Annotated in this window: 19 protein-coding genes; 11 read left to right on the top strand and 8 right to left on the bottom strand. The window is 68.6% G+C overall.

Going from position 1 to position 20,224, the window contains the following annotated elements:
- Positions 1–143: 143 nt before the first annotated feature.
- A complete protein-coding gene (locus ACZ6SA_RS09975) occupies positions 144–941 on the bottom strand; it encodes a CAP domain-containing protein (RefSeq protein WP_347646809.1) in 798 nt (265 codons plus the stop codon).
- A gap of 509 nt (positions 942–1,450) precedes the next feature.
- Here ACZ6SA_RS09975 and ACZ6SA_RS09980 point away from each other — a divergent pair.
- The 5 genes from ACZ6SA_RS09980 to ACZ6SA_RS10000 all read left to right on the top strand — a co-directional run bounded on the left by ACZ6SA_RS09980 (position 1,451) and on the right by ACZ6SA_RS10000 (position 6,983).
- Entirely contained in the window at positions 1,451–3,208 is a 1,758-nt protein-coding gene (locus tag ACZ6SA_RS09980; RefSeq protein WP_347646808.1) for an ABC transporter substrate-binding protein, read from the top strand.
- A 73-nt stretch (positions 3,209–3,281) separates the two neighbouring features.
- The gene (locus ACZ6SA_RS09985) at positions 3,282–4,277 is read left to right on the top strand and encodes an ABC transporter permease (protein ID WP_465827446.1); all 996 of its coding nucleotides are present in this window, start codon (positions 3,282–3,284) and stop codon (positions 4,275–4,277) included.
- Complete coding sequence (locus ACZ6SA_RS09990) at positions 4,274–5,158, top strand: ABC transporter permease (RefSeq protein ID WP_347646806.1); 885 nt, start codon at positions 4,274–4,276, stop codon at positions 5,156–5,158. The genes ACZ6SA_RS09985 and ACZ6SA_RS09990 overlap by 4 nt, the downstream gene beginning before the upstream one ends.
- The gene (locus ACZ6SA_RS09995) at positions 5,155–6,096 is read left to right on the top strand and encodes an ABC transporter ATP-binding protein (protein WP_465827447.1); all 942 of its coding nucleotides are present in this window, start codon (positions 5,155–5,157) and stop codon (positions 6,094–6,096) included. The genes ACZ6SA_RS09990 and ACZ6SA_RS09995 overlap by 4 nt, the downstream gene beginning before the upstream one ends.
- The gene (locus ACZ6SA_RS10000) at positions 6,096–6,983 is read left to right on the top strand and encodes an ATP-binding cassette domain-containing protein (protein ID WP_347646804.1); all 888 of its coding nucleotides are present in this window, start codon (positions 6,096–6,098) and stop codon (positions 6,981–6,983) included. The genes ACZ6SA_RS09995 and ACZ6SA_RS10000 overlap by 1 nt, the downstream gene beginning before the upstream one ends.
- Positions 6,984–7,005: 22 nt before the next feature.
- Here ACZ6SA_RS10000 and ACZ6SA_RS10005 read toward each other — a convergent pair whose 3' ends face one another.
- The 3 genes from ACZ6SA_RS10005 to ACZ6SA_RS10015 all read right to left on the bottom strand — a co-directional run bounded on the left by ACZ6SA_RS10005 (position 7,006) and on the right by ACZ6SA_RS10015 (position 9,398).
- Positions 7,006–7,947, bottom strand: a complete 942-nt coding sequence (locus ACZ6SA_RS10005) for an NAD-dependent epimerase/dehydratase family protein (protein ID WP_465827449.1) — start codon at positions 7,945–7,947, stop codon at positions 7,006–7,008.
- Positions 7,948–8,139: 192 nt separating this feature from the next.
- Positions 8,140–8,616 carry a DUF1707 SHOCT-like domain-containing protein gene (locus tag ACZ6SA_RS10010; RefSeq protein WP_347646802.1) on the bottom strand — a complete coding sequence of 159 codons (477 nt, stop codon included), beginning with the start codon at positions 8,614–8,616 and terminating at the stop codon, positions 8,140–8,142.
- Positions 8,617–8,672: 56 nt separating this feature from the next.
- Positions 8,673–9,398: a PadR family transcriptional regulator gene (locus tag ACZ6SA_RS10015; protein WP_347646801.1), complete on the bottom strand. Its 726-nt coding sequence runs from the start codon at positions 9,396–9,398 to the stop codon at positions 8,673–8,675.
- Positions 9,399–9,709: 311 nt separating this feature from the next.
- On the opposite strand from ACZ6SA_RS10015, the gene ACZ6SA_RS10020 reads away from it, so the two are divergent.
- Positions 9,710–10,438, top strand: a complete 729-nt coding sequence (locus ACZ6SA_RS10020) for a metal-dependent hydrolase (protein ID WP_347646800.1) — start codon at positions 9,710–9,712, stop codon at positions 10,436–10,438.
- A gap of 319 nt (positions 10,439–10,757) precedes the next feature.
- Complete coding sequence (gene acnA, locus ACZ6SA_RS10025; protein ID WP_465827451.1) at positions 10,758–13,520, top strand: aconitate hydratase AcnA; 2,763 nt, start codon at positions 10,758–10,760, stop codon at positions 13,518–13,520.
- A gap of 308 nt (positions 13,521–13,828) precedes the next feature.
- Here acnA and ACZ6SA_RS10030 read toward each other — a convergent pair whose 3' ends face one another.
- From ACZ6SA_RS10030 to ACZ6SA_RS10040, 3 genes are read right to left on the bottom strand one after another with little or no spacing between them, the layout of a single operon-like run.
- On the bottom strand, positions 13,829–14,602 hold the full coding sequence (locus tag ACZ6SA_RS10030) for a neutral zinc metallopeptidase (RefSeq protein ID WP_347646798.1): 774 nt from the start codon (positions 14,600–14,602) through the stop codon (positions 13,829–13,831).
- Between the two features lie 60 nt (positions 14,603–14,662).
- A complete protein-coding gene (locus ACZ6SA_RS10035) occupies positions 14,663–14,995 on the bottom strand; it encodes a type II toxin-antitoxin system PemK/MazF family toxin (protein ID WP_347646797.1) in 333 nt (110 codons plus the stop codon).
- Complete coding sequence (locus ACZ6SA_RS10040) at positions 14,976–15,206, bottom strand: hypothetical protein (RefSeq protein WP_347646796.1); 231 nt, start codon at positions 15,204–15,206, stop codon at positions 14,976–14,978. The genes ACZ6SA_RS10035 and ACZ6SA_RS10040 overlap by 20 nt, the downstream gene beginning before the upstream one ends.
- A 192-nt stretch (positions 15,207–15,398) precedes the next feature.
- Between ACZ6SA_RS10040 and ACZ6SA_RS10045 the strand changes: the two genes are divergently transcribed.
- A complete protein-coding gene (locus ACZ6SA_RS10045; RefSeq protein WP_347646795.1) occupies positions 15,399–16,133 on the top strand; it encodes a sulfite exporter TauE/SafE family protein in 735 nt (244 codons plus the stop codon).
- Between the two features lie 160 nt (positions 16,134–16,293).
- Here ACZ6SA_RS10045 and ACZ6SA_RS10050 read toward each other — a convergent pair whose 3' ends face one another.
- Entirely contained in the window at positions 16,294–16,839 is a 546-nt protein-coding gene (locus tag ACZ6SA_RS10050) for a GrpB family protein (RefSeq protein WP_347646794.1), read from the bottom strand.
- Between the two features lie 174 nt (positions 16,840–17,013).
- Here ACZ6SA_RS10050 and ACZ6SA_RS10055 point away from each other — a divergent pair, with 174 nt between their 5' ends.
- The 3 genes from ACZ6SA_RS10055 to ACZ6SA_RS10065 are packed head-to-tail and all read left to right on the top strand — an operon-like array spanning position 17,014 to position 20,207.
- Entirely contained in the window at positions 17,014–18,126 is a 1,113-nt protein-coding gene (locus ACZ6SA_RS10055) for a sugar ABC transporter substrate-binding protein (RefSeq protein ID WP_347646793.1), read from the top strand.
- A gap of 57 nt (positions 18,127–18,183) precedes the next feature.
- Entirely contained in the window at positions 18,184–18,948 is a 765-nt protein-coding gene (locus ACZ6SA_RS10060) for an ATP-binding cassette domain-containing protein (protein WP_347646792.1), read from the top strand.
- Positions 18,945–20,207 carry a sugar ABC transporter permease gene (locus ACZ6SA_RS10065; protein WP_347646791.1) on the top strand — a complete coding sequence of 421 codons (1,263 nt, stop codon included), beginning with the start codon at positions 18,945–18,947 and terminating at the stop codon, positions 20,205–20,207. The genes ACZ6SA_RS10060 and ACZ6SA_RS10065 overlap by 4 nt, the downstream gene beginning before the upstream one ends.
- Positions 20,208–20,224 lie beyond the last annotated feature (17 nt).

The following is a 20,224-nucleotide window of genomic DNA, read 5'->3' on the forward strand; positions in this document are numbered from 1 at the left end:
GGGTTTCGCCGTCTTTTCTTTCTTGTTTGTCGCCGAGTGGTTCGGGGAGACCAAGGGGCGCAATTTTGAGGAGGTGGATGGAGGCGCCTGGGGTGGCCGGGGCGTCCCCCCCGCCCACCGTCGCCCGTGCGTCCCGGAGGTGATCACTTCGTGACGAAGTCCTGGGTCCAGTAGATCCGGCCCTGGCCGTCCTTCTTCGCGCCGACACCGATGAGGTTGTAGCGGCAGTTCAAGATGTTGGCCCGGTGGCCGGAGCTGTTCATCCAGGCCCGCACCACGGAGGCCGCGGAGGGCTGGCCCCAGGCGACGTTCTCTCCCCATGCCCGGAACCCGGTGAGGCCGGCCGCCTCGAGGCGCTGCCGGAGGTCGGGGCGGCCGGGGAGCTTGTGCGCCATCTTGTTCTGCTCCGCCATGTCGGAGGAGTGGCCGACGGCGGCGGCGCGGAGTTTCCTGTCGTGCTTGAGCGGCCCGCAGCCCTTCTTGGCGCGTTCGGCGTTGGTCAGCTTGACGACCTCGTTCTCCACGGCCGTGCCCGCCCCGCCCGAGGAGGGAGGACGAGCGGCGTCGCCCGGCTCGCACGTCAGCTTGGCGGCCTTGGACGTGACGGTGTGGCCGCGGTAGTCGGTGGCGAACGCGTAATAGGTGCCCGGCCGGCAGTCGATCTTCAGGGTGATGCGGCCGTTCCTGGTCGCGCCGCTCTTGACGACCGGGTCCCGTCCCTCCACGGCGCGCTTGATGCGGATGCGGAGGAGCGCGGGGCCGAAGCACCCGCGGCGGACGGCGAATGACGTGATCTTCTGTGCCTCGTCGTCGAGCCGGGGCTTGGCCACGCTCACCCGGCACGCGGCCTCGGATGTGGTGGCGGCCTGCGCCGTGCCGAGCGGCGCGCCCAGCGCCGCCACGGTCACGAGTCCGGCGAGTACCCCAAGGGGTCTACGCATAAGGGTGTGCCTCCAGTTGCGATAGACGCTGGTTGGGACCGCATTCTGTCGGGAAAGCTATCGATTTGTCATCGAATCGCGATAAAAGCCGGTAAACCAGAGTGGCTCCAGAGGCGACGTCGCGATCAAGGCGGGCTCCCCGCCGCCGCCCGTGCCGGGTCGCTGATTGAACCGGTTAGGCCGTACCCACCGATGTGGTCGTTTCATGCCTCGGCGCGTGGCAGGTCCGCAGTGAGAGCGTTTGCAGGACCACGTCTCGAAAGCGTCACGGCCCTTGACGTACGCGTCACCAGGAATTTACGTTCGCGGTACTTATCCGGTTCAGCAGGCCGTCGCCGGCCTACGACTACTGAAGAAGTGATCGCTCACCGGCCAGCGGACGGGGGAGTGTGCTCGCCATCCTGATGGGAGCGCTCCCAAGCGCATGCGGGCCCGTTCGAAGCCGCTCATCGGGGTTGTCTAGCAGACATGCGAACCTTCGCGCCTGGCGCGGAGGAAGGAGAGAAGAGATGCGTATCCGGGCTCGGATCCTCATCCCGGTCGTGGCGGCGGGCCTGCTGGCCACGGCCTGCACCGGCGGCGGAACCACGCCGAACCCGCCGGCGTCACAGGCGCAGGGCCAGCCCGGCGCCGCCAGCGCCGACCCCAACCAGCTGCCGCGCAACGAGACCCTGTACACCACCGGCACCCAGTGGGGCCCGCCGCTCAACTACAACCCCATCCGGGAGTGGGACTCCGCCGTGGGCACCAAGGGCCTGGTGTACGAGACGCTGTTCCACTACGACACCAACGCGGCCAAGCTCGTCCCGTGGCTGGCCGAGAGCGGCTCGTGGACCGATGACACCACCTACGTGCTCAAGCTCCGCCAGGGCGTCAAGTGGTCCGACGGCCAGCCGTTCGCCGCCAAGGACGTCGTCTACACCTTCGAGCTCGGCAAGATGGAGACGATCCCGTTCCACAACCTCTGGGAGTGGCTGGAGAAGGTCGAGGCGACCGACGACCAGACCGTGACGTTCACCTTCTCCGAGGCCAACTACCAGCAGTGGGACTACATGCTCTACAGCCGGGCGATCGTCCCCGAGCACGTCTGGAAGGACCGCTCGGAGAAGGAGGTGCTCGACGGGACCAACGACAACCCGGTCTCCACGGGCGCGTACACGTTCATGAGCAAGGACCAGGACCGCGTGGTCCTGCAGCGGCGTGACGACTGGTGGGGCAAGACGGCGCTCGACATGGAGCCCAGGCCCCGCTACATCGTCGACATCGCCACGCCGAGCAACGAGGTCGCGATGGGCATGCTGCTGCAGAAGGGCCTCGACCTCAGCAACAACTTCCTGCCCGGCGTGGCCAACCTGGTGCAGGGCAACTTCGGCCTGACCACCTACTACAAAGAGCCGCCGTACATGTTGTCGGCCAACACCGCCTGGCTGGTGCCCAACACCACGAAGAAGCCGATGGACGACCCCGCCTTCCGCAAGGCGCTGGCCTCGTCGATCGACGTCAAGAAGATCGTCGAGAGCGTGTACGGCAACCTCGTCAAGGCGGCCAGCCCGACGGGCCTGCTCCCGCAGTGGGACACGTTCGTGGACAAGAACGTGGTGTCCGCGTCCGGCTTCGCCTTCGACACGGGCAAGGCGAAGAAGCTGCTGGCCGACGCCGGCTACAAGGACGGCGACGGCGACGGGTTCGTGGAGAACAAGGACGGCTCCAAGATCAGCCTGACGCTCATCGTGCCGTCGGGCTGGACCGACTGGATGGAGTCGGCCCGGTCGATCGCGACCAGCGCCAAGGCCGCCGGCATCCAGATCACGCCCGACTTCCCCGACTTCAACGCTCTGGTGGAGAAGCGCACCGAGGGCGACTTCGACCTGCTCATCAACAACGAGCGCCAGCTGTCCAACTCGCCGTACACCTACTACGAGTACATGTTCCAGCTGCCGGTCAGGAAGCAGCAGAACACGGTCAACTTCGCCCGCTACGAGAACGAGAAGGCCTGGGACCTCGTGCAGCAGCTCGACCAGGTCAGGACCGACGACATCGCCGGCATGCAGAAGATCACCTCGCAGCTCCAGCAGATCCACTTCGACGACATGCCGGTCATCCCGCTCTGGTACAACGGCCTGTGGGCGCAGCACAGCACCAGCACGTGGAAGAACTGGCCGGCCGCGGAGGGCAGCGCACCCAAGACCGGCGCCGTCATGTGGCGCAACTGGTTCGAGCTGGGCGGCTTCGAGACGCTCGCCCAGCTCCAGCCGGCCGGCTCCTGACCTCTGACCGTTCACCCCTCCGCCCCGCGCGGCTCGGGCCGCCGGGGCCGGAGGGCCCTCTCGGAGAACACGCGTGCGTCGCTACTTCAGCAGGAAACTGCTCATCTACGGACTGACCTTCTTCGTCGCCGTCACGGTCAACTGGCTGATCCCGCGCTTCATGCCGGGCGACCCGGTGGCCGGCATGGTGGCGCGGGCGAACGTCGCCCAGCCCGAGGCCGTCGAGGCGATGCGGGCCTACTACAACGACCTCTTCGGCTTCGACCAGCCGCTCTGGCAGCAGTACGTGAACTTCTGGGGCGCGATGTTCCAGGGTGACTTCGGGATCAGCATCTGGTTGTTCCCGACGCCGGTCAGCACCGTGATCAACGGAGCGGTGCCGTACACGCTGGGCCTGATCATCCCGTCGGTGCTGCTGAGCTGGGTGGTGGGCAACCGGTTCGGCGCCTACGCCGCCCGGCGCAAGCTGCTCGACAACACCGTGCTGCCCGTCGGCTACGTGCTGACGGCCATGCCGTACATGTGGCTGGCGGTGCTGCTGGCCTGGGCGCTCGGCGTGATCGCGGGCCTCTTCCCCGTCGCGGGCGGCTACAGCTTCTCGATGCGGCCCAACTGGTCGTGGACGTTCGTGCTGGACCTGCTGCACCACTGGACGCTGCCGTTCCTGTCGTTGTTCCTGGTGGCGCTGGGCGGCTGGGCGATCGGCATGCGCAACATGATCATCTATGAGCTGGAGTCCGACTACTCCAACTACCTGTCGGCGCTCGGCGCGCCCGCCCAGCTCATCCGCAGGTACGCCTTCCGCAACGCCGTCCTGCCCCAGATCACCGGCCTGGCCCTGCAACTGGGCGTGCTCGTGGCGGGAGCGCTCGTCACCGAGATCGTCTTCGCCTACCCGGGCCTGGGCAGCCTGATCCTCAAGGCGATCCAGAACCAGGACTTCTTCCTGCTCCAGGGCACGTTCCTGTTCATCGTGCTCGGAGTGCTGATCGCCAACTTCATCATCGACATCGTCTATGTCGTGGTCGATCCGCGGACCAGGGCGGGAATGGCGGGTGCGCAGGCATGACGACACTCCAGGAGACCGAGCCCCGCGAGCGGGAGGGGGTGCGCCGCGAGGCGCTGCACTTCGCCGTGCGCAACGGCAAGCTGATGGCCGGGTTCGGCATCGTGGTCGTCCTGCTCGTGCTGGGCATGGTGGGGCCGCTGCTGGTGAGCGGCACGCCCAACGACTACGGCACCCGCCCCATGAGCCCGCCCTCGGCCGAGCACTGGCTCGGCACCACCACGTTCGGCCAGGACATCTTCCTCCAGTTCGTGCACGGCCTGCGCGCCACCTTCCTCGTGGGCGTCATCGGCGGCGGCATCGCGGCGGTCATCGGCATGCTCGTGGGGTTCGTGGCCGGCTACCGGGGCGGCGTGGTCGACGAGGTGCTCAACATGCTGACCAACGTCATCCTGGTCATCCCCACGCTGGCCGTGCTGCTGATCATCAACGCCTACCTGGGCATCAGGAGCGTGGCGGTGCAGGGCCTGTTCATCGGGCTGACGCAGTGGCCGTGGGCGGCGCGGGCGATCAGGGCGCAGACGTTCTCGCTGCGTACCCGGGAGTTCGTGGATTTGGCGCGGATGAGCGGAGCCGGCACCTGGCGGATCATCTCCAGGGAGATCGCGCCGAACATGAGCTCCTACCTGTTCATGACGTTCATCCTGCTGTTCGGCGGCGCGATCCTCATCGCCTCCTCGCTCGACTTCATCGGCCTTGGCCCGACCGAGGGCGTCTCGCTCGGCCTGATGTTGCAGAACGCCAACCAGTGGAGCGCGCTCCAGCTCGGCATGTGGTGGTGGTTCGTGCCGCCGGGCGCCGGCATCACGGCGATCGTGGGCGCCCTCTACGTCGCCAACGTCGGGCTCGACGAGGTCTTCAACCCGAAACTGAGGGAGACATGAGTCTGCAGGTCAGCGAGCTCCGGGTGTACTACAGGACGCTCAAGGGCGAGGTGCGCGCGCTCGACGGCATGACCTTCGAGCTCGGCGACGGCGAGATCCTCGGCCTGGTCGGCGAGTCCGGCTGCGGCAAGAGCACCCTGGGCAAGAGCCTCATCCGCATGGACGGCCGCATGCGCCACGTCGGCGGCACGGTCGTGCTCGACGGCCAGGAGCTGCCGATCGGCGACGACCGCGCGATGAACGACTTCCGCTTCCGCGAGGTCTCCCTCATCCCGCAGTACGCCATGAGCGCGCTCAACCCGACCCGCAGACTGCGCAAGATGGTCACCGAACTGCTCAGGTCCAGGGGCTCGGCGGTGGACACCGCCGAGCTGGAGCGCCGGATGGACCAGGTCGGCCTGCCCCGCGAGGTGCTCGACCGCTACCCGATCGAGCTGTCGGGCGGCATGAAGCAGCGCATGGTGATGGTGATCTCCACGCTGCTCGACCCGTCGCTGCTGATCGCCGACGAGGTCACCTCGGCGCTCGACGTCTCCACGCAGAAGGCCGTCGCCCGCGCTCTGCTCGGCTTCCGCGAGAGCGGCTACGTCAAGAGCATGATCTTCGTCACGCACGACATCGCGCTCACCCACCACATCGCCGACACGATCATGGTCATGTACGCGGGCCGGCTCGCCGAGAAGGCCCCGGCCGACGTGATCGTCAAGGCGCCCCGCCACCCGTACACGAAGCTGCTGCTCGACTCCCTGCCCGAGGTCGGCGTGCGCTACGCCGACCGCCGGCTCGAGGGCATCCCCGGAAGCCCGCCCTCGCTGCTCGACCCGCCCACCGGCTGCCGCTTCCGCGCCCGCTGCCCGATCGCGGGGGACGAGTGCGCGCAGGACCCGCCGGTGGCCGAGCTCGCCCCCGACCACCACGTCGCTTGCTGGAAGGCCTGATGCTCAGACTCGACGACGTCACCAAGGAATTCAGGATCGGCGCCTTCGGCGGCAAGAGCGTCACGGCCGTGCGGGAGGTGAGCTTCGAGGTCGTCCCCGGCGAGGTCGTCTCGCTGATCGGGGAGAGCGGCAGCGGCAAGAGCACGATCGGGCGGATGATCCTCGGGCTGAACCCGGTCACCCGCGGCTCGATCACCTTCGACGGGCGGCCCGTCCGGGCGGGCAAGGAGTACTACCGCCACATCCAGGGCATCTTCCAGGACCCGTTCAGCTCGTTCAACCCGGTGTTCAAGGCCGACCGCGTCTACAACATGATCAAGGAGGCGTACTACCCGGCCGTTCCCCAGGCCGAGTGGGCGGAGCGCGTCGAGGTGGCGCTGCGCGACGTGCGGCTCAACCCCGGCCAGGTGCTCGGCAAGTATCCCCACCAGCTCAGCGGCGGCCAGCTGCAGCGCCTGCTCATCGCCCGCGCGCTGCTGCTGGACATCAAGCTGCTGGTCGCCGACGAGATCACCAGCATGCTCGACGCCTCCACCCGCATCGACGTGCTCAACCTGCTGGCCGAGCTGAAGGCCAGAGGGCTGGGCGTGCTCTACATCACCCACGACCTGTCGCTCGGCACCTACCTCGCCGAGCGCACCGTGGTGCTGCGCCGGGGGAGCGTCGTGGAGATGGGGCTGACCGGCCGCGTCTTCGGGGATCCGCTGCACCCGTACACGCGCGAGCTGCTGTCGGCCGTGCCACGCATGAACCAGGCCTGGGACGACGCCACACCCGTGGACTCCTGCGTGTACCACGAGCGCGGCGCCGCCGGCGCCCTGATTGAGGCCGAGCCGGGGCACTTCGTGGCGTGCGCCCGGCTGGACACCTGCCCCCTAGGAGGCTGAGCCGGGGAGCGCGGGGCGGCGCTCAGAGCTCGTTGCCCGCGCGCAGCCAGGTGAGGTAGTCGGCGGCGGCGCGCTCGGGGTCGTAGGCGGGCGCGTAGCCGGTGTCCTGCCGGAGCCGGGTGATGTCGAGGTGGGTCTGCCCGTCGGTTCCGCCGGTGGGCAGGTCGATCCGGGCGTCGGGGACCACCTTCCTGATCGCCGCGATGACCTCGGCGTTGGACGTCGCGCGCCCGGACGCGACGTTGTAGGTGCGGTGGCTGAGCCGGTCGGCGAGCTGGAGGAGCGCGATGGCGCGGGCGGTGTCCTTCACGTAGCACAGGTCGATCGAGTCCTCGGCGTACGGTGGCGCGGCGAGGGTCGACAGGTCCGGCTCGGTCCCGCGGGCGGCGGCATGGACCAGCTCGGGGGCGGCGAAGAACAGCGCGCCGTGGGGGTCACGTGGTCCCCAGGTGGCCGAGATGCGGTAGTTGACGACCTCGACGCCGGTGGCGCCGGCCAGGTGCTCGTTGAGCAGCTCACCGATCTTCTTGAAGGTCGGGATCAGGTGGAAGGACGCCATGGGCAGGGGCATGTCCTCGCGGAGCGCGCCGGTCAGGCCGGAGTAGACGCCGATCGTGCTCGCGACGCCGACACGCTTCACCCCCCACTCCTGCGCGGCCTGCACGACGTTGAGCAGGCCGCCGATCGCCCTACGCGCTGCTTCGACGGGCCGGTCGGCGTCGGGGGGCCAGGGCATGGACCCGGCGAGGTGCACGATGCCGGTCACCTTGTGGCGTTCGCCGACGTCGAGCAGGGCGGGCAGGTCGGTGATGTCGGCCTGCTCCATCGCCACCTTCGCGCCGGCGAGGTAGGCCGGTGCCTCGGCCTTGCGGCGCTGGAGCAGCACGCACTCCTCACCTGTGTCGAGGAGCGCCTGAACGGTGTGAGAGCCGATGAAACCGAGACCGCCGGTGACCAAGATCATGCTGAATCTCCCGTCCGAATGTTTCCGGGTCGCGCCGCGCACGCGGGGGAACGCTCACGCCGCGGCGGGCTCCGCGCGAAACGGAGCACTGTTCCGAAAGATACGGATCAGCGTTCCGTTTGTCAACGGCCGCGGAGCGGTGCCGCCCGTGCGCGTGACCGCCAGGACGGGGACGGGGAGGTGGGCGGCCGGTCAGCGGCGGTGGTGGATCCGGCGGCGCACCATGCTGGCGACCACGGCCACGACCCACACCACGAGCAGCACCTTGAAGACGCCGAACCCGCCGAAGAACAGCCCGAGCATCATGGCCACGAACAGCAGGGGCACGATCGGGTGCGGGCCGCCGTGCCGCCGCCGCGGGTGGTGGTGGCGCCAGGCGTGGCGCATGTCGCGGTGCGCGTGGCGCATCTCCTGCATCTGCTGCCGGTGCGCGTGCATCGCCGCCCGCCAGTCGCCCATGTCGGGCTGCGGCGCCGGCGTGCGGTAGCCGGGGCCGGGGAGGTCGGCCGTGATGCTCGCCAGGTCGCGGGCCGTCTTGGCGGCCAGCGTCCGGTCGAGGCGCTCTTCGAGCTCCTCGTGGTTGAGGCGGCCCTGGGCGAAGTGCTCGCGCAGGGCGGCCATCGTCTGCTCGCGCTCGGCGTCGCCGATGCGGAGGTCGTTGTGGTCCATGTGCGGCTCCTCGCTTCCTCCGAACCGGCCTTCGCGTGCACCGGCCATCAGTGGGGTCACTCCTCGCCCGGCTCGTCGTCGGCCAGGATCTGGTACAGCTTGCGCCGGGTCTCCACTAGAGTCTTACGCGCTTCGCGGACCTGCGCGTCGCTTCCGGTCTGCAGAATCTGCATCATGGCGAAGGCCGACTGCCGAGCGATATGCCAGAGATCGGCGGTGTTGTCGTCGATGTCCGGGCGCATCTCGTCCCAAGGGGCCCTGACCTCGTCGGCGTGCGTCTCGACGTACGCGCTGCCTTCCTGGGTGAGACGGTAGGCCTTGCGGCCCTCGTGCTCCTCCGAGATCACCAGACCCTCGTCGGTGAGCTGCTGCAACGCCGGATAGACGGCGCCGGGGCTGGGTTTCCAGCCGCCCTCGCTGCGCTCGGCGATCTCCTGGATGATCTGGTAGCCGTTGCGCGGCTCCTCGGAGAGCAGGGCCAGGATCGCGGCGCGTACGTCGCCCCGCTTGGCCTTGCGGCCTCTGCCGCCCCAGCCGCGGTGCCCGCCGCCCCACGGGCCGCCGGGGCCGCCGGGGCCGCCCCACGGGCCGCGCCCGAAGTCGAACGGGAATCCGGGTCCGCCTCTCCTGCCGCGGTGGCGGTGCTCGTGCGGGCCGCCGCGATGGTGGTGGCCGCCCATCTGCTCGAACGCGTCGCTCATGGCCCGGAACGCCTCCCGGGCCGCTCGCTTGTATTCGCGGGCGCCGGGCCAGGGCGCGCCTGCTGCCTGTGCTGAACTCATTTTTCCCCCTATATCGCGATCTGTTCTCGATGCGTCAAAGATATATCGATGAAATGTCGTTTCGCAAGTCACGAAAAGGTGTGATCCAGATCACGAAAAAGTTGCGGAATCCGGGAACAGGTCGGTGGAGCCGGGCGTTGTTCCCATCAGACGAGGTCGTTCCGCGTCGGCAGGGCTGGGGGGTGCTGTCGCCGCGGAGACGACCTCGTCTGCGTTTGCGGGTGTTCGGCGCGATGTCGCCGGCCTGCACAGCCCGTTCGCCCCGGCATGCCTCGCCGCGCAAAGAACCTCTTTGCCGTACAGTCCGGATCATGATGGGGCACACGCATGCGATGACCGGGGCCATCGCCTGGCTGGGGCTGGCGCCGCCCCTTGCCGCACTGCCGCTGGTGAACGAGTCCACCCGGTTCGTGGAAACCGGAATCATGGCCGCCGCGCTCAGTCCCGCCGAGTTGATCGCCGGCGCCATCATCTGCGCGGGCGCCGCGATGCTGCCCGACCTCGACCATCCACACGCGACGATCGCGCAGACGTTCGGGCCGGTCACGTGGGCGCTCAGCAAGCTCGTGTCCTGGCTCGGCGGCGGCCACCGCGGCGCCACCCACTCGCTCGTCTTCGCCGTGGCCATCGGGTTCGGGGCGCACTGGCTGGCCAACACCTATCCGATCGGGCGCGACGTCATGGTCGTGCTGCTCATCGGCCTGGCGTTGCGCGCCATCGGCGTCGGCATACCGGGGAACAAGCTCGGTTCAATCATGATCAACATCGGCATGACCGCCGGGCTCTACGCCGTCTTCCTCTCCCTCGAGGTGGGCTACGCCTGGCTCGGGCTGGCCGTGGGGGTCGGAAGTTTCATCCACGTCGTCGGCGACTGCATGACCGAACGCGGCTGCCCCGTGTTGTGGCCCTTGGGGGCGAAGTTCGTCCTGCCGTGGAAGATCGGCATCAAGACGGGCAGGAAGTTCGAGCAGAAGATCCTCGCGCCGATCCTGTCCGTGGCCATCGTCGGGCTGCTGTACTGGCGCCTGGCGCCCGTTTAACTTGATGTCGAGATACTTTTCCCGATATCTTGATGTCGAGACACCTGCTGCGCGGACGCGAATTAGGTTCACCTAACGTGCTTACTTGTTCGCGCGTGCGGCAGGATTTGGGGAGTGAACCCGACGCGGCGAGCGGAGTGGGGCCCGACGAAGGAGGGACCCCGCGAAGCGAGTGAGGAGGGTGAACGACCCATGAGCAGGAGTGAACCCGACGCAGCGAGCGGAGTGGAGACCCGGCACCACGGGAGCCGCGAAGCGCGTGAGGAGCGGGGAGCCACCCGCAAGCCTGAAAGATGTCTGATGGAGGAGGCGAACCACCGTGTCCGCGAACAGCTTCGGCAGCCGTGACACGCTACGCGTCGGCGACGCGTCATATGAGATCTTCCGGCTGGACGCCGTCGAAGGCGCCGCGCGCCTCCCGTACAGCCTGAAGATCCTGCTGGAAAACCTCCTCCGCACCGAGGACGGCGCGAACATCACCGCCGACCACATCCGGGCGCTCGGAGGATGGGACCCGAAGGCGGCGCCGAGCGTGGAGATCCAGTTCACGCCCGCGCGCGTCATCATGCAGGACTTCACGGGCGTGCCCTGCGTGGTCGACCTGGCCACGATGCGCGAGGCCGTGCGCGACCTCGGCGGCGACCCGGCCAGGATCAACCCGCTCGCGCCCGCCGAGATGGTCATCGACCACTCGGTCATCGTCGACTACTTCGGCCACCCCGACGCCTTCCAGCGCAACGTGGAGCGCGAATACGAGCGCAACCACGAGCGCTACCAGTTCCTGCGCTGGGGCCAGACCGCCTTCGACGAGTTCAAGGTGGTGCCGCCCGGCACCGGCATCGTCCACCAGGTCAACATCGAGCACCTGGCCCGCGTGGTCATGACCCGCTCCGACGGCGACATCAACAGGGCCTACCCCGACACCTGCGTCGGCACCGACTCCCACACCACGATGGAGAACGGCATCGGCGTGCTCGGCTGGGGCGTCGGCGGCATCGAGGCCGAGGCCGCGATGCTCGGCCAGCCGATCTCCATGCTCATCCCGCGCGTGGTCGGCTTCAAGCTCAACGGCAAGCTGCCCGCCGGGGCCACGGCCACCGACCTGGTCCTGACGATCACCGAGATACTGCGCAAGCACGGCGTGGTCGGCAAGTTCGTCGAGTTCTACGGCGAGGGCGTGGCGTCCGTGCCGCTGGCCGACCGGGCCACGATCGGCAACATGAGCCCCGAGTTCGGCTCCACCTGCGCGATCTTCCCGATCGACGGCCAGACCGTCGACTACCTCCGCCTGACCGGGCGCTCCGAGGAGCAGATCGCCCTCGTCGAGGCGTACGCCAAGACCCAGGGCCTCTGGCTCGACCCGGCCGCGCCCGAGCCGGAGTTCTCCGAGTACATCGAGCTCGACCTCGCCACGGTCGTGCCGTCCATCGCCGGCCCCAAGCGCCCGCAGGACCGCATCGCCCTGTCGGCGGCCAAGGACACCTGGCGTTACGACGTCCAGAACTACGTGGAGGACGGCGTCGACGAGGCGTCGAAGGAGTCCTTCCCGGCCTCCGACTCGCCCGCCTCCAACTCCACGGCCGACGGCGGGCGGCCGCACAAGCCGGTGCCCGTCACGCTGGCCGACGGCACCTCGTTCGAGATCGACCACGGCATCGTCTCGATCGCCGCGATCACCTCGTGCACGAACACCTCCAACCCGTACGTCATGCTCGGCGCGGCGCTGCTGGCCCGCAACGCCGTGGAGAAGGGCCTGACCCGCAAGCCGTGGGTCAAGACCTCGCTGGCCCCCGGGTCGCAGGTCGTCACCGGCTACTTCGAGCGCTCCGGGCTCCAGCCGTACCTCGACAAGATCGGCTTCAACCTCGTCGGCTACGGCTGCACCACCTGCATCGGCAACTCGGGGCCGCTCCTGCCGGAGATCTCCGAGGCCGTCCAGGCCAACGACCTGGCCGTCACCGCCGTGCTGTCGGGCAACCGCAACTTCGAGGGCCGGATCAACCCCGACGTCAAGATGAACTACCTGGCCTCGCCGCCGCTGGTGGTCGCGTACGCGCTGGCCGGCACCATGGACCTCGACCTCGCGACCGAGCCGCTCGGCGTCGGCAGCGACGGCGAGCCGGTCTACCTGCGCGACATCTGGCCCGCGCCGGAGGAGATCGCCGCCGTGGTCAACTCCTCGATCGGGCGCGACATGTTCGAGCGCGACTACGCCGACGTCTTCACGGGCGACGACCACTGGCGCTCGCTGCCCATCCCGACCGGCGACACCTTCGAGTGGGACTCCGACTCGACCTACGTCCGCAAGGCCCCCTACTTCGACGGCATGCCGGAGAAGCCGGAGCCGGTGACCGACATCGCCGGCGCCCGCGTGCTGGTCAAGGTCGGCGACTCGGTCACCACCGACCACATCTCGCCCGCCGGCTCGATCAAGGTGGGCACCCCCGCCGCCCAGTACCTGAAGGCCAACGGGGTCGAGGTGAAGGACTTCAACTCCTACGGCTCGCGTCGTGGCAACCACGAGGTGATGATCAGGGGCACGTTCGCCAACATCCGCCTGCGCAACCAGATCGCCCCCGGAACCGAGGGCGGCTACACCCGCGACTTCACCCAGTCCGACGGCCCGGTGTCGTTCATCTACGACGCCTCGGTCAACTACGCCGCCGCGGGCACGCCGCTGGTGGTGCTGGCGGGCAAGGAGTACGGCTCCGGATCCTCGCGCGACTGGGCGGCCAAGGGCACGGCGCTGCTGGGCGTCCGCGCGGTCATCGCCGAGTCGTACGAGCGCATCCACCGCTCCAACCTGATCGGCATGGGCGTGCTCCCGCTGCAGTTCCCGGAGGGCGCCTCGGCGGCGGCCCTCGGCCTGACGGGCGAGGAGACGTTCGACATCACGGGAGTCGAAGAGCTCAACAAGGGCGGCATCCCGCAGACGGTGCACGTCAGGGCGACAGCTTCGTCCGCGCACGGAGCCAGCGTCGAGTTCGACGCTGTGGTGCGCATCGACACGCCCGGCGAGGCCGACTACTACCGGCACGGCGGCATCATGCAGTACGTTCTGCGGTCGTTGCTCGCCAAGTGAACTTCCCGAGCTCCCGGCCGGTCATGAGCAGGCCGGGAGCGACGGAGCCCGGCTCGTCGCCGGGGTTGGGCGTGATCCTCACGCGCTCGTTTCGGGGGAACCACCCGACACACTGAGAGCCGCCCGGCGGACACCCTCCGCCGGGCGGCTCCTCGCTTCCCAGGCGGCCTTCGCCACCGATCACGGAGCCGGCGGCCAGTGGTTCGTGTCTGCGTCGCGGGCCCGCGACGCACCCGCCGCCGTCTCACCGCGCAGGTCACCTCACCGCTTCACCGGTCAGCTCACCGGTCAGGTCAAGAGGCTTGCGGTCAGGCGACTTTGGCGGCGGGTGCCGACCAGGTGTCGCAGGCGGCGGGGGAGACGGCGCCGTAGCCGCGTTTGAGCCAGTAGGCCCGGCTGGACCCCTTGCCGTGGGTGCGGTGGCCGTCATCGTCGTCGCCGCTTGCCCGGGTCGCGTCCAGCAGCGCCGCCCAGTCGAGCTCGGAGCGGGCCAGGGAGCGCCAGACGCTGCCCAGGAACACTCCGGACAGGCAGTCGGCCTGGAGTTCGTAGCGGCGCTTCAACCGGTCCGCGTGGGTACGGTCGGCGCGTGCCCTGGCCTCGTAGGAGCGGCGGATGCCGAGCAGGCTCTGCAGGTGGTGACCGTACTCATGGGCGGCCACCTTGAACGGGAAGAGGTCGGTCCTGTTCTCGATCCACCGGCCGGTCAGCGGGAAGACCACGGTGGAGCGCTCGGTGCAGTAGAAGGCGTCGGCGTACGCGGGCCAGCGCATCCCGCACACGGTGCTCGCCGGCTCCTCGAAGTAGCGGACGACGGGCTTGCGGAACGTACGCCCTGCCCGCTCAACATACGCACCCCACGACTTGTCCAGACATTTCACGACCGTCTGGAGGTACTCCCGGGTGCGCGGAACGCCGCCGGAGACGATCGGCGTCTCGGGGCATGAGGTCGCGGCCAGCTTGCCCGCCTTCTTGGAGAACGGGCTGCGTACGGGCGCCGCCTGCGCGGGCGGGGCGGTCAGGCAGACGGACGCCAGAACCGCGGCGAGGGTCAGGACACGCGTCAACGGGAGGGATCGCACGATCGCCAGCTTATTGATCTGCAAAGTGTGACACGATGAGAGAGCCACCCGGCGAATCTTCTAGAGCATCCGTTTGAGCACGGTGACCGCTTCCTCGACGACCTCCTCGGGGGCGGTGCCGACGAAGAAGTCGAACCTGTCCGGCGAGATGGCGCGGATCTGCTCGATCATCGCCCAGCTTGTCTTGGCCAACCCGGTCCCGTCCCGGCCTATCCGGACATGGGTGAGATATCCGCGCTCCCGAGTGGTCAGAGGCGCGGCAAAGACGAGCCCGAGCCTCGACCGGTTGAGGTTGTCGTTGCTGACGATCAGGGAGGGACGGTCGAAACCCTGCTCGCGACCGGTCGGACTGCTGAACCTGGTGAACCAGATATCACCTTGCGTCAGTTTCATCTTTCTCCTCGGGAAATGTGAGTAGACCGTCCCATTCAGGCGCGATCCGGCGGGAGGTGGGGCGTGGACCGAGCACCAGTTCGCGTTCGGTCAGGTAGTCGGCCCAGCCTTCTGGGTCTTCGCGCTGCGTCTGCTCGACCTGCTCGTTCACGGTCTGCCAGAACTGCTTCTGCTCGTAGTCGGCGATGGCGTTGTGCAGCACCTCGGTCATGGTTCGACCCTCCTGGCGGGCGATTCGGGCTAGGCGGTCTCGGGTTGTGACGCTGACGCGTATCGTCGTCGCGGCTTTAGACTTCATGCTCATACTCCAGAGGCTACGTCTGCGTCGTGGAAAAGAATACACAAGCCGTTCACTCTAGGGGCAGGAGCGGCAACAGAGAGTAAAGCGGGTTGACTCTCCTGCATGACTGATACGGCATTGCTGCTCATCGTGGGTGGTCTGGCGGTTTTTGCGGGCGCGATCGTGCAGGGTGGGGTGGGTTTCGGGCTGGGGCTGGTGGCCGTGCCCGTGCTGACGATGATCGAGCCCGGCCTGATGCCGGGCGCCGTGCAGATGGTCAACCTGGCGATGCCGCTGTTCACGCTGGCCTCGGAGTGGCGGCGGGTGGAGTGGCGTGGAGTGGGGTTCGCACTGCTGGGCAGACTGCCGGGCAGTGTCATTGGTGCAGTTATTGTTGTCTACACATCCATCTACGCCAGGAGCGTCTTCGTGGCGGGCATGGTGGTGATCGCCGTGCTGCTGACCGCCAGGGCGATGAGCGTGCCGCGCACCGGCGTGACACTCACCTCCGCCGGTTTCGTCTCCGGCATCACCGGCACCGCGACGGGCATCGGCGGGCCGCCCATCGCGCTGGTGTACCAGAGCGCCAAGGGCCCGCAGATCAGGGCGACGCTCGCGATGTTCTTCTGCCTGAGCGCGCTGCAGTCGCTGGGAATCCTGGCACTGGTGGGCGAACTGCCCGTGCAGGCAGTGGCGGCGGGGGCGACGCTGGTCGTGCCCATGGCCCTCGGGTTCCTGGCGTCGGGGCCGCTGCGGCGCCACCTCGACGGCGGCAGGGCCCGGACGGCCGTGCTGGTGGTGGCGACCGCCTCGGCGCTCGCCCTGATCGTGCAGAACGTCGTCATCGGGCCGCCGTGACGACGCGACGGCCCGGGTCGGTCGCTGTGGCGATGGCGCGGCTCAGGCGGGTCGTCGTGACGGTGCGACGGCTCAGGTCGGTCGCTGTGGCGATGGCGCGGCTCAGGCGGGTCGTCGTGACGGTGCGGCGCTCGGTGGGTCGCTGTGGTGGTGTGGCGGTTCAGGCGTCGCTCGGGCCGGGGCGCCAGCCGGTGCGCTGGGCCCAGGCGTCGGCGCGTCGCACGATGTCCCACACGTACGGCTCCTTGGCCGCGACGTACTCCTCCCGCGCGTCCCGGAACCGGTCGGCGCACCGCCGTTTGGCCTCGGCGAACTCGCTCGCGGCGGCGGGGTGGGCGCGCAGGTGGTCGCGGAACAGCAGCGGCAGTTGCTGGGAGAAGCTGCCGTGCTCGCGTACGTGGACGTGGGTCCTGCGATGTCCTGGCGCCTCGCGGAAGTAGCGTTTGGTCAGCTCGGGGTTGCCCGCCCGGTGGACCAGGCCGACGAGCTCCAGCGGACGCTTGAACGCCTCGAGCGGTTCGAGCGAGCGCACCGCGACCTGCACGTCGATCACGGGCTTGGCGGCCAGGCCGGGCACCGACGTCGAGCCGATGTGGTCGATCCGCACCGCGACGGAGCCGAGCGCCGCGCGCATCGTCCGGCCGAGCGCGGCGAAGCCGGCGGGCCAGCCCGGGTCGTGGTCGACGATCTCGACCGGATCTGCCATGTCCTGATTGTCGCCGATCCCGCCCCCGGCGCGCGTCGAGGCCTCCGTGTTTCCTGATTGTTACTAGAAACAACAAACTACCGCGCCACTGGGTCTTCCCATGCAGGCGATCCCGGAATACGTTGCCGCAAACAACATTCATCCGGGCCCCTCCGGAAGAAAGGACCCTGCACCATGCGCAAGGGGATCCTCAGCCTGACCGCCGCGGCAGCCGCGCTCGCTCTCGGTCTCACCGCCTGCGGGGGCGAAAGCGGTCAGACCACTTCGACGACGGCATCCGCCACCGCCTCAGCGGCGGCGGCGGGCAAGATCGGCGTCATCCTGCCGGACAGCAAGTCCTCGGCCCGGTGGGAGACGGCGGACCGTAAGTACCTCGAAGAGGCGTTCAAAGCCGCCGGCGTCCAGTACGACATCCAGAACGCCCAGAACGACAAGACGGCGTTCCAGACCATCGCCGACCAGATGATCACCAACGGTGCCACCGTCCTGATGATCGTCAATCTGGACAGCGGCACCGGCAAGCAGGTCATCGAGAAGGCCAGGTCGCAGGGCGTGGCCACCATCGACTACGACCGGCTGACGCTCGGCGGCGGCGCCGCGTACTACGTCAGCTTCGACAACACCAAGGTGGGCCAGCTCCAGGGCGAGGGCCTGGCCAAGTGCCTGACCGACAAGAAGGCGGACAAGCCGATCGTCGCCTACCTCAACGGCTCGCCTACGGACAACAACGCCACCCTGTTCAAGGCCGGGTACGACGGGGTGCTCAAGCCCAAGTTCGACGCCGGCGAGTACGTCAAGGGACCGGAGCAGTCGGTGCCCGAATGGGACAACACCCAGGCCGGGACGATCTTCGAGCAGATGCTGACCCAGCAGCCGAAGATCGCCGGAGTGCTGGCCGCCAACGACGGTCTCGGCAACGCCGCCATCACCGTGCTGAAGAAGAACAACCTCAACGGCAAGGTGCCGGTCACCGGCCAGGACGCCACCGTCCAGGGTCTGCAGAACATCCTCGCCGGCGACCAGTGCATGACCGTCTACAAGGCCGTCAAGAAGGAGGCCGACGCCGCGGCCAAGCTCGCGGTGGCGCTGGCCAAGGGCGAGAAGCCCACGGCGAGCAGCAGCGTCAAGGACCCGGAGAGCGGCCAGGACGTGCCCGCCGAGCTCATGGAGCCGCAGGCCATCTACTTCGACAACGTCAAGGACGTGGTGGCCGACGGCTTCGTGACCAAGGAGGAGCTGTGCACGGGTGACTTCGCCGAGAAGTGCACCGAGGCAGGAATCGAATAAGAACAGGGGGTACGGCCCGTGTCACGCGCGCGGCCGTACCCTCCCTTAGGGAGCCCCATGACCCCCCTCCTTGAAGTGCGCGGGATAGACAAGAGCTTCGGCCCGGTGAAGGTCCTGCACGAGGTCGAGCTCTCGGCGTACGCCGGCGAGGTCACGGCGCTGGTGGGCGACAACGGCGCCGGCAAGTCGACGCTCGTCAAGTGCGTCGGCGGGACCTACCCGATCGACGACGGCGAGATCCGCTTCGACGGCCGCCCGGTCCAGGTCCACAGCCCGCGCGACGCGGGCGAGCTGGGCATCGAGATCGTGTACCAGGACCTCGCCCTGTGCGACAACCTCGACATCGTCCAGAACATGTTCCTCGGCAGGGAGCGCAGGCGCGGCCCCCTGCTCGACGAGGACAGCATGGAGGAACTGGCCGAGCGCACCCTCAGCAGCCTGTCCGTGCGCACGGTGAAGTCCATCAGGCAGCAGGTCTCCAGCCTGTCCGGCGGGCAGCGGCAGACCGTGGCCATCGCCAAGGCCGTGCTGTGGAACAGCAAGGTCGTCATCCTCGACGAGCCGACCGCGGCCCTGGGCGTGGCCCAGACCGCGCAGGTGCTCGAACTGGTGCGCAGGCTGGCCGACACCGGGCTGGCCGTCGTGCTCATCTCGCACAACATGAACGACGTGTTCGCCGTCTCCGACCGGATCGCGGCGCTCTACCTCGGCAGGATGGCCGCCCAGGTCAAGACCGCCGACGTGACGCACGCCCAGGTCGTCGAACTGATCACCTCCGGCCGCAGCGGCGATCTCGGCCTCAAGAACGGGGTCACGCCATGAACAAGGTCAAGGAACTACCCGGCGAGGCGATCGTCGCGGCGTCGCAGTCACCGTCGATCGGCAACAGTTTCCTCGCCTACGTCCAGCGGGTGCGCGGCGGTGACATGGGCGCGCTGCCGGCCGTGCTCGGCCTGGTGGTGCTCTGCGCGGTCTTCGCGGTCGCGCGGCCCTCGTTCGTCACCGCGATCAACTTCGCCAACCTGTTCACCCAGGGCGCCGCGATCACGCTGATCGCGATGGGGCTGGTGTTCGTGCTGCTGCTCGGCGAGATCGACCTGTCGGCCGGTTTCGCCAGCGGTGTGTGCGCGGCGGTGCTCGCCGTCACGCTGACCAGCGCGGGCCTGCCCTGGTACGTGTGCGTGGTGGCCGCCATCGTCACCGGCGTGCTCATCGGCATGGTGCTCGGCACCCTGGTCGCCAAGGTGGGCATACCGTCGTTCGTGGTGACGCTGGCGGCGTTCCTCGCCTTCCAGGGCCTGGTCCTGGTGCTGGTCGACGAGGGCACGAACATCTCCATCAGGGACGGCGTGATCGTCGCCATCGCGAACAGGAACCTGCCGCCGTGGCTGGGCTGGGCGCTCTACGCGTTCTGCGTGGCGGTCTTCGCGGGCGTGCAGCTCAGGCGGGCCAGGACCCGTGCCAAGCGCGGCCTGACCGCCGACCCGATGTCGTTGGTCGCGTTCCGCGTGGGCATGCTGGCGCTGTTCGCCGGGCTCGCGGTCTTCGCGCTCAACCTGGAGCGCAGCCGCAACCCCGAGCTCGTCTCGCTCACGGGCGTGCCGATCGTGGTGCCGCTCATCCTGGTGCTGCTGGTCGTCTGGACCGTGGTGCTGCGCCGCACCGCGTTCGGCCGGCACCTGTACGCGGTCGGCGGCAACGCGGAGGCCGCGAGGAGAGCGGGCATCCCGGTCGACCGGCTCAAGATCAGCGCATTCGTGATCTGCTCCTCGATGGCGGCGATCGGCGGGATCGTGGCCGCGTCCAGGGCCAGCTCCGTCGACCCGAACACGGGTGGCAGCTCCGTCCTGCTGTACGCCGTCGGCGCGGCCGTCATCGGCGGCACGAGCCTGTTCGGAGGCAAGGGCAGGGTGCTGGACGCCGTGATGGGCGGCGCCGTGGTGGCCGTGATCGAGAACGGCATGGGCCTGATGGGGTATGGAGCCAGTGTCAAATACCTGGTCACCGGGTCCGTCCTGCTGCTCGCCGCGGGTGTCGACGCCATGGCGCGCAAGCGGGCGGCCGCCGCTGGTTTAAGGTGATCAGCGACTCGCAGCCC

It is taken from the genome of Nonomuraea sp. NPDC049378, from assembly GCF_055586745.1.

Excerpts from the sequence above, each read along its gene's own strand:
- ACZ6SA_RS10010 (WP_347646802.1), bottom strand. The coding sequence starts at position 8,616 with ATGGACCACAACGACCTCCGCATCGGCGACGCCGAGCGCGAGCAGACG.
- ACZ6SA_RS10015 (WP_347646801.1), bottom strand. The coding sequence starts at position 9,398 with ATGAGTTCAGCACAGGCAGCAGGCGCGCCCTGGCCCGGCGCCCGCGAA.
- ACZ6SA_RS09975 (WP_347646809.1), bottom strand. The coding sequence starts at position 941 with ATGCGTAGACCCCTTGGGGTACTCGCCGGACTCGTGACCGTGGCGGCG.
- ACZ6SA_RS09980 (WP_347646808.1), top strand. The coding sequence starts at position 1,451 with ATGCGTATCCGGGCTCGGATCCTCATCCCGGTCGTGGCGGCGGGCCTG.
- ACZ6SA_RS10045 (WP_347646795.1), top strand. The coding sequence starts at position 15,399 with ATGACTGATACGGCATTGCTGCTCATCGTGGGTGGTCTGGCGGTTTTT.
- ACZ6SA_RS10060 (WP_347646792.1), top strand. The coding sequence starts at position 18,184 with ATGACCCCCCTCCTTGAAGTGCGCGGGATAGACAAGAGCTTCGGCCCG.
- ACZ6SA_RS10005 (WP_465827449.1), bottom strand. The coding sequence starts at position 7,947 with ATGATCTTGGTCACCGGCGGTCTCGGTTTCATCGGCTCTCACACCGTT.
- ACZ6SA_RS09995 (WP_465827447.1), top strand. The coding sequence starts at position 5,155 with ATGAGTCTGCAGGTCAGCGAGCTCCGGGTGTACTACAGGACGCTCAAG.
- ACZ6SA_RS10035 (WP_347646797.1), bottom strand. The coding sequence starts at position 14,995 with ATGAAACTGACGCAAGGTGATATCTGGTTCACCAGGTTCAGCAGTCCG.
- ACZ6SA_RS10065 (WP_347646791.1), top strand. The coding sequence starts at position 18,945 with ATGAACAAGGTCAAGGAACTACCCGGCGAGGCGATCGTCGCGGCGTCG.
- ACZ6SA_RS10000 (WP_347646804.1), top strand. The coding sequence starts at position 6,096 with ATGCTCAGACTCGACGACGTCACCAAGGAATTCAGGATCGGCGCCTTC.
- ACZ6SA_RS10050 (WP_347646794.1), bottom strand. The coding sequence starts at position 16,839 with ATGGCAGATCCGGTCGAGATCGTCGACCACGACCCGGGCTGGCCCGCC.
- ACZ6SA_RS09990 (WP_347646806.1), top strand. The coding sequence starts at position 4,274 with ATGACGACACTCCAGGAGACCGAGCCCCGCGAGCGGGAGGGGGTGCGC.
- ACZ6SA_RS10055 (WP_347646793.1), top strand. The coding sequence starts at position 17,014 with ATGCGCAAGGGGATCCTCAGCCTGACCGCCGCGGCAGCCGCGCTCGCT.
- ACZ6SA_RS10040 (WP_347646796.1), bottom strand. The coding sequence starts at position 15,206 with ATGACCGAGGTGCTGCACAACGCCATCGCCGACTACGAGCAGAAGCAG.
- ACZ6SA_RS10020 (WP_347646800.1), top strand. The coding sequence starts at position 9,710 with ATGATGGGGCACACGCATGCGATGACCGGGGCCATCGCCTGGCTGGGG.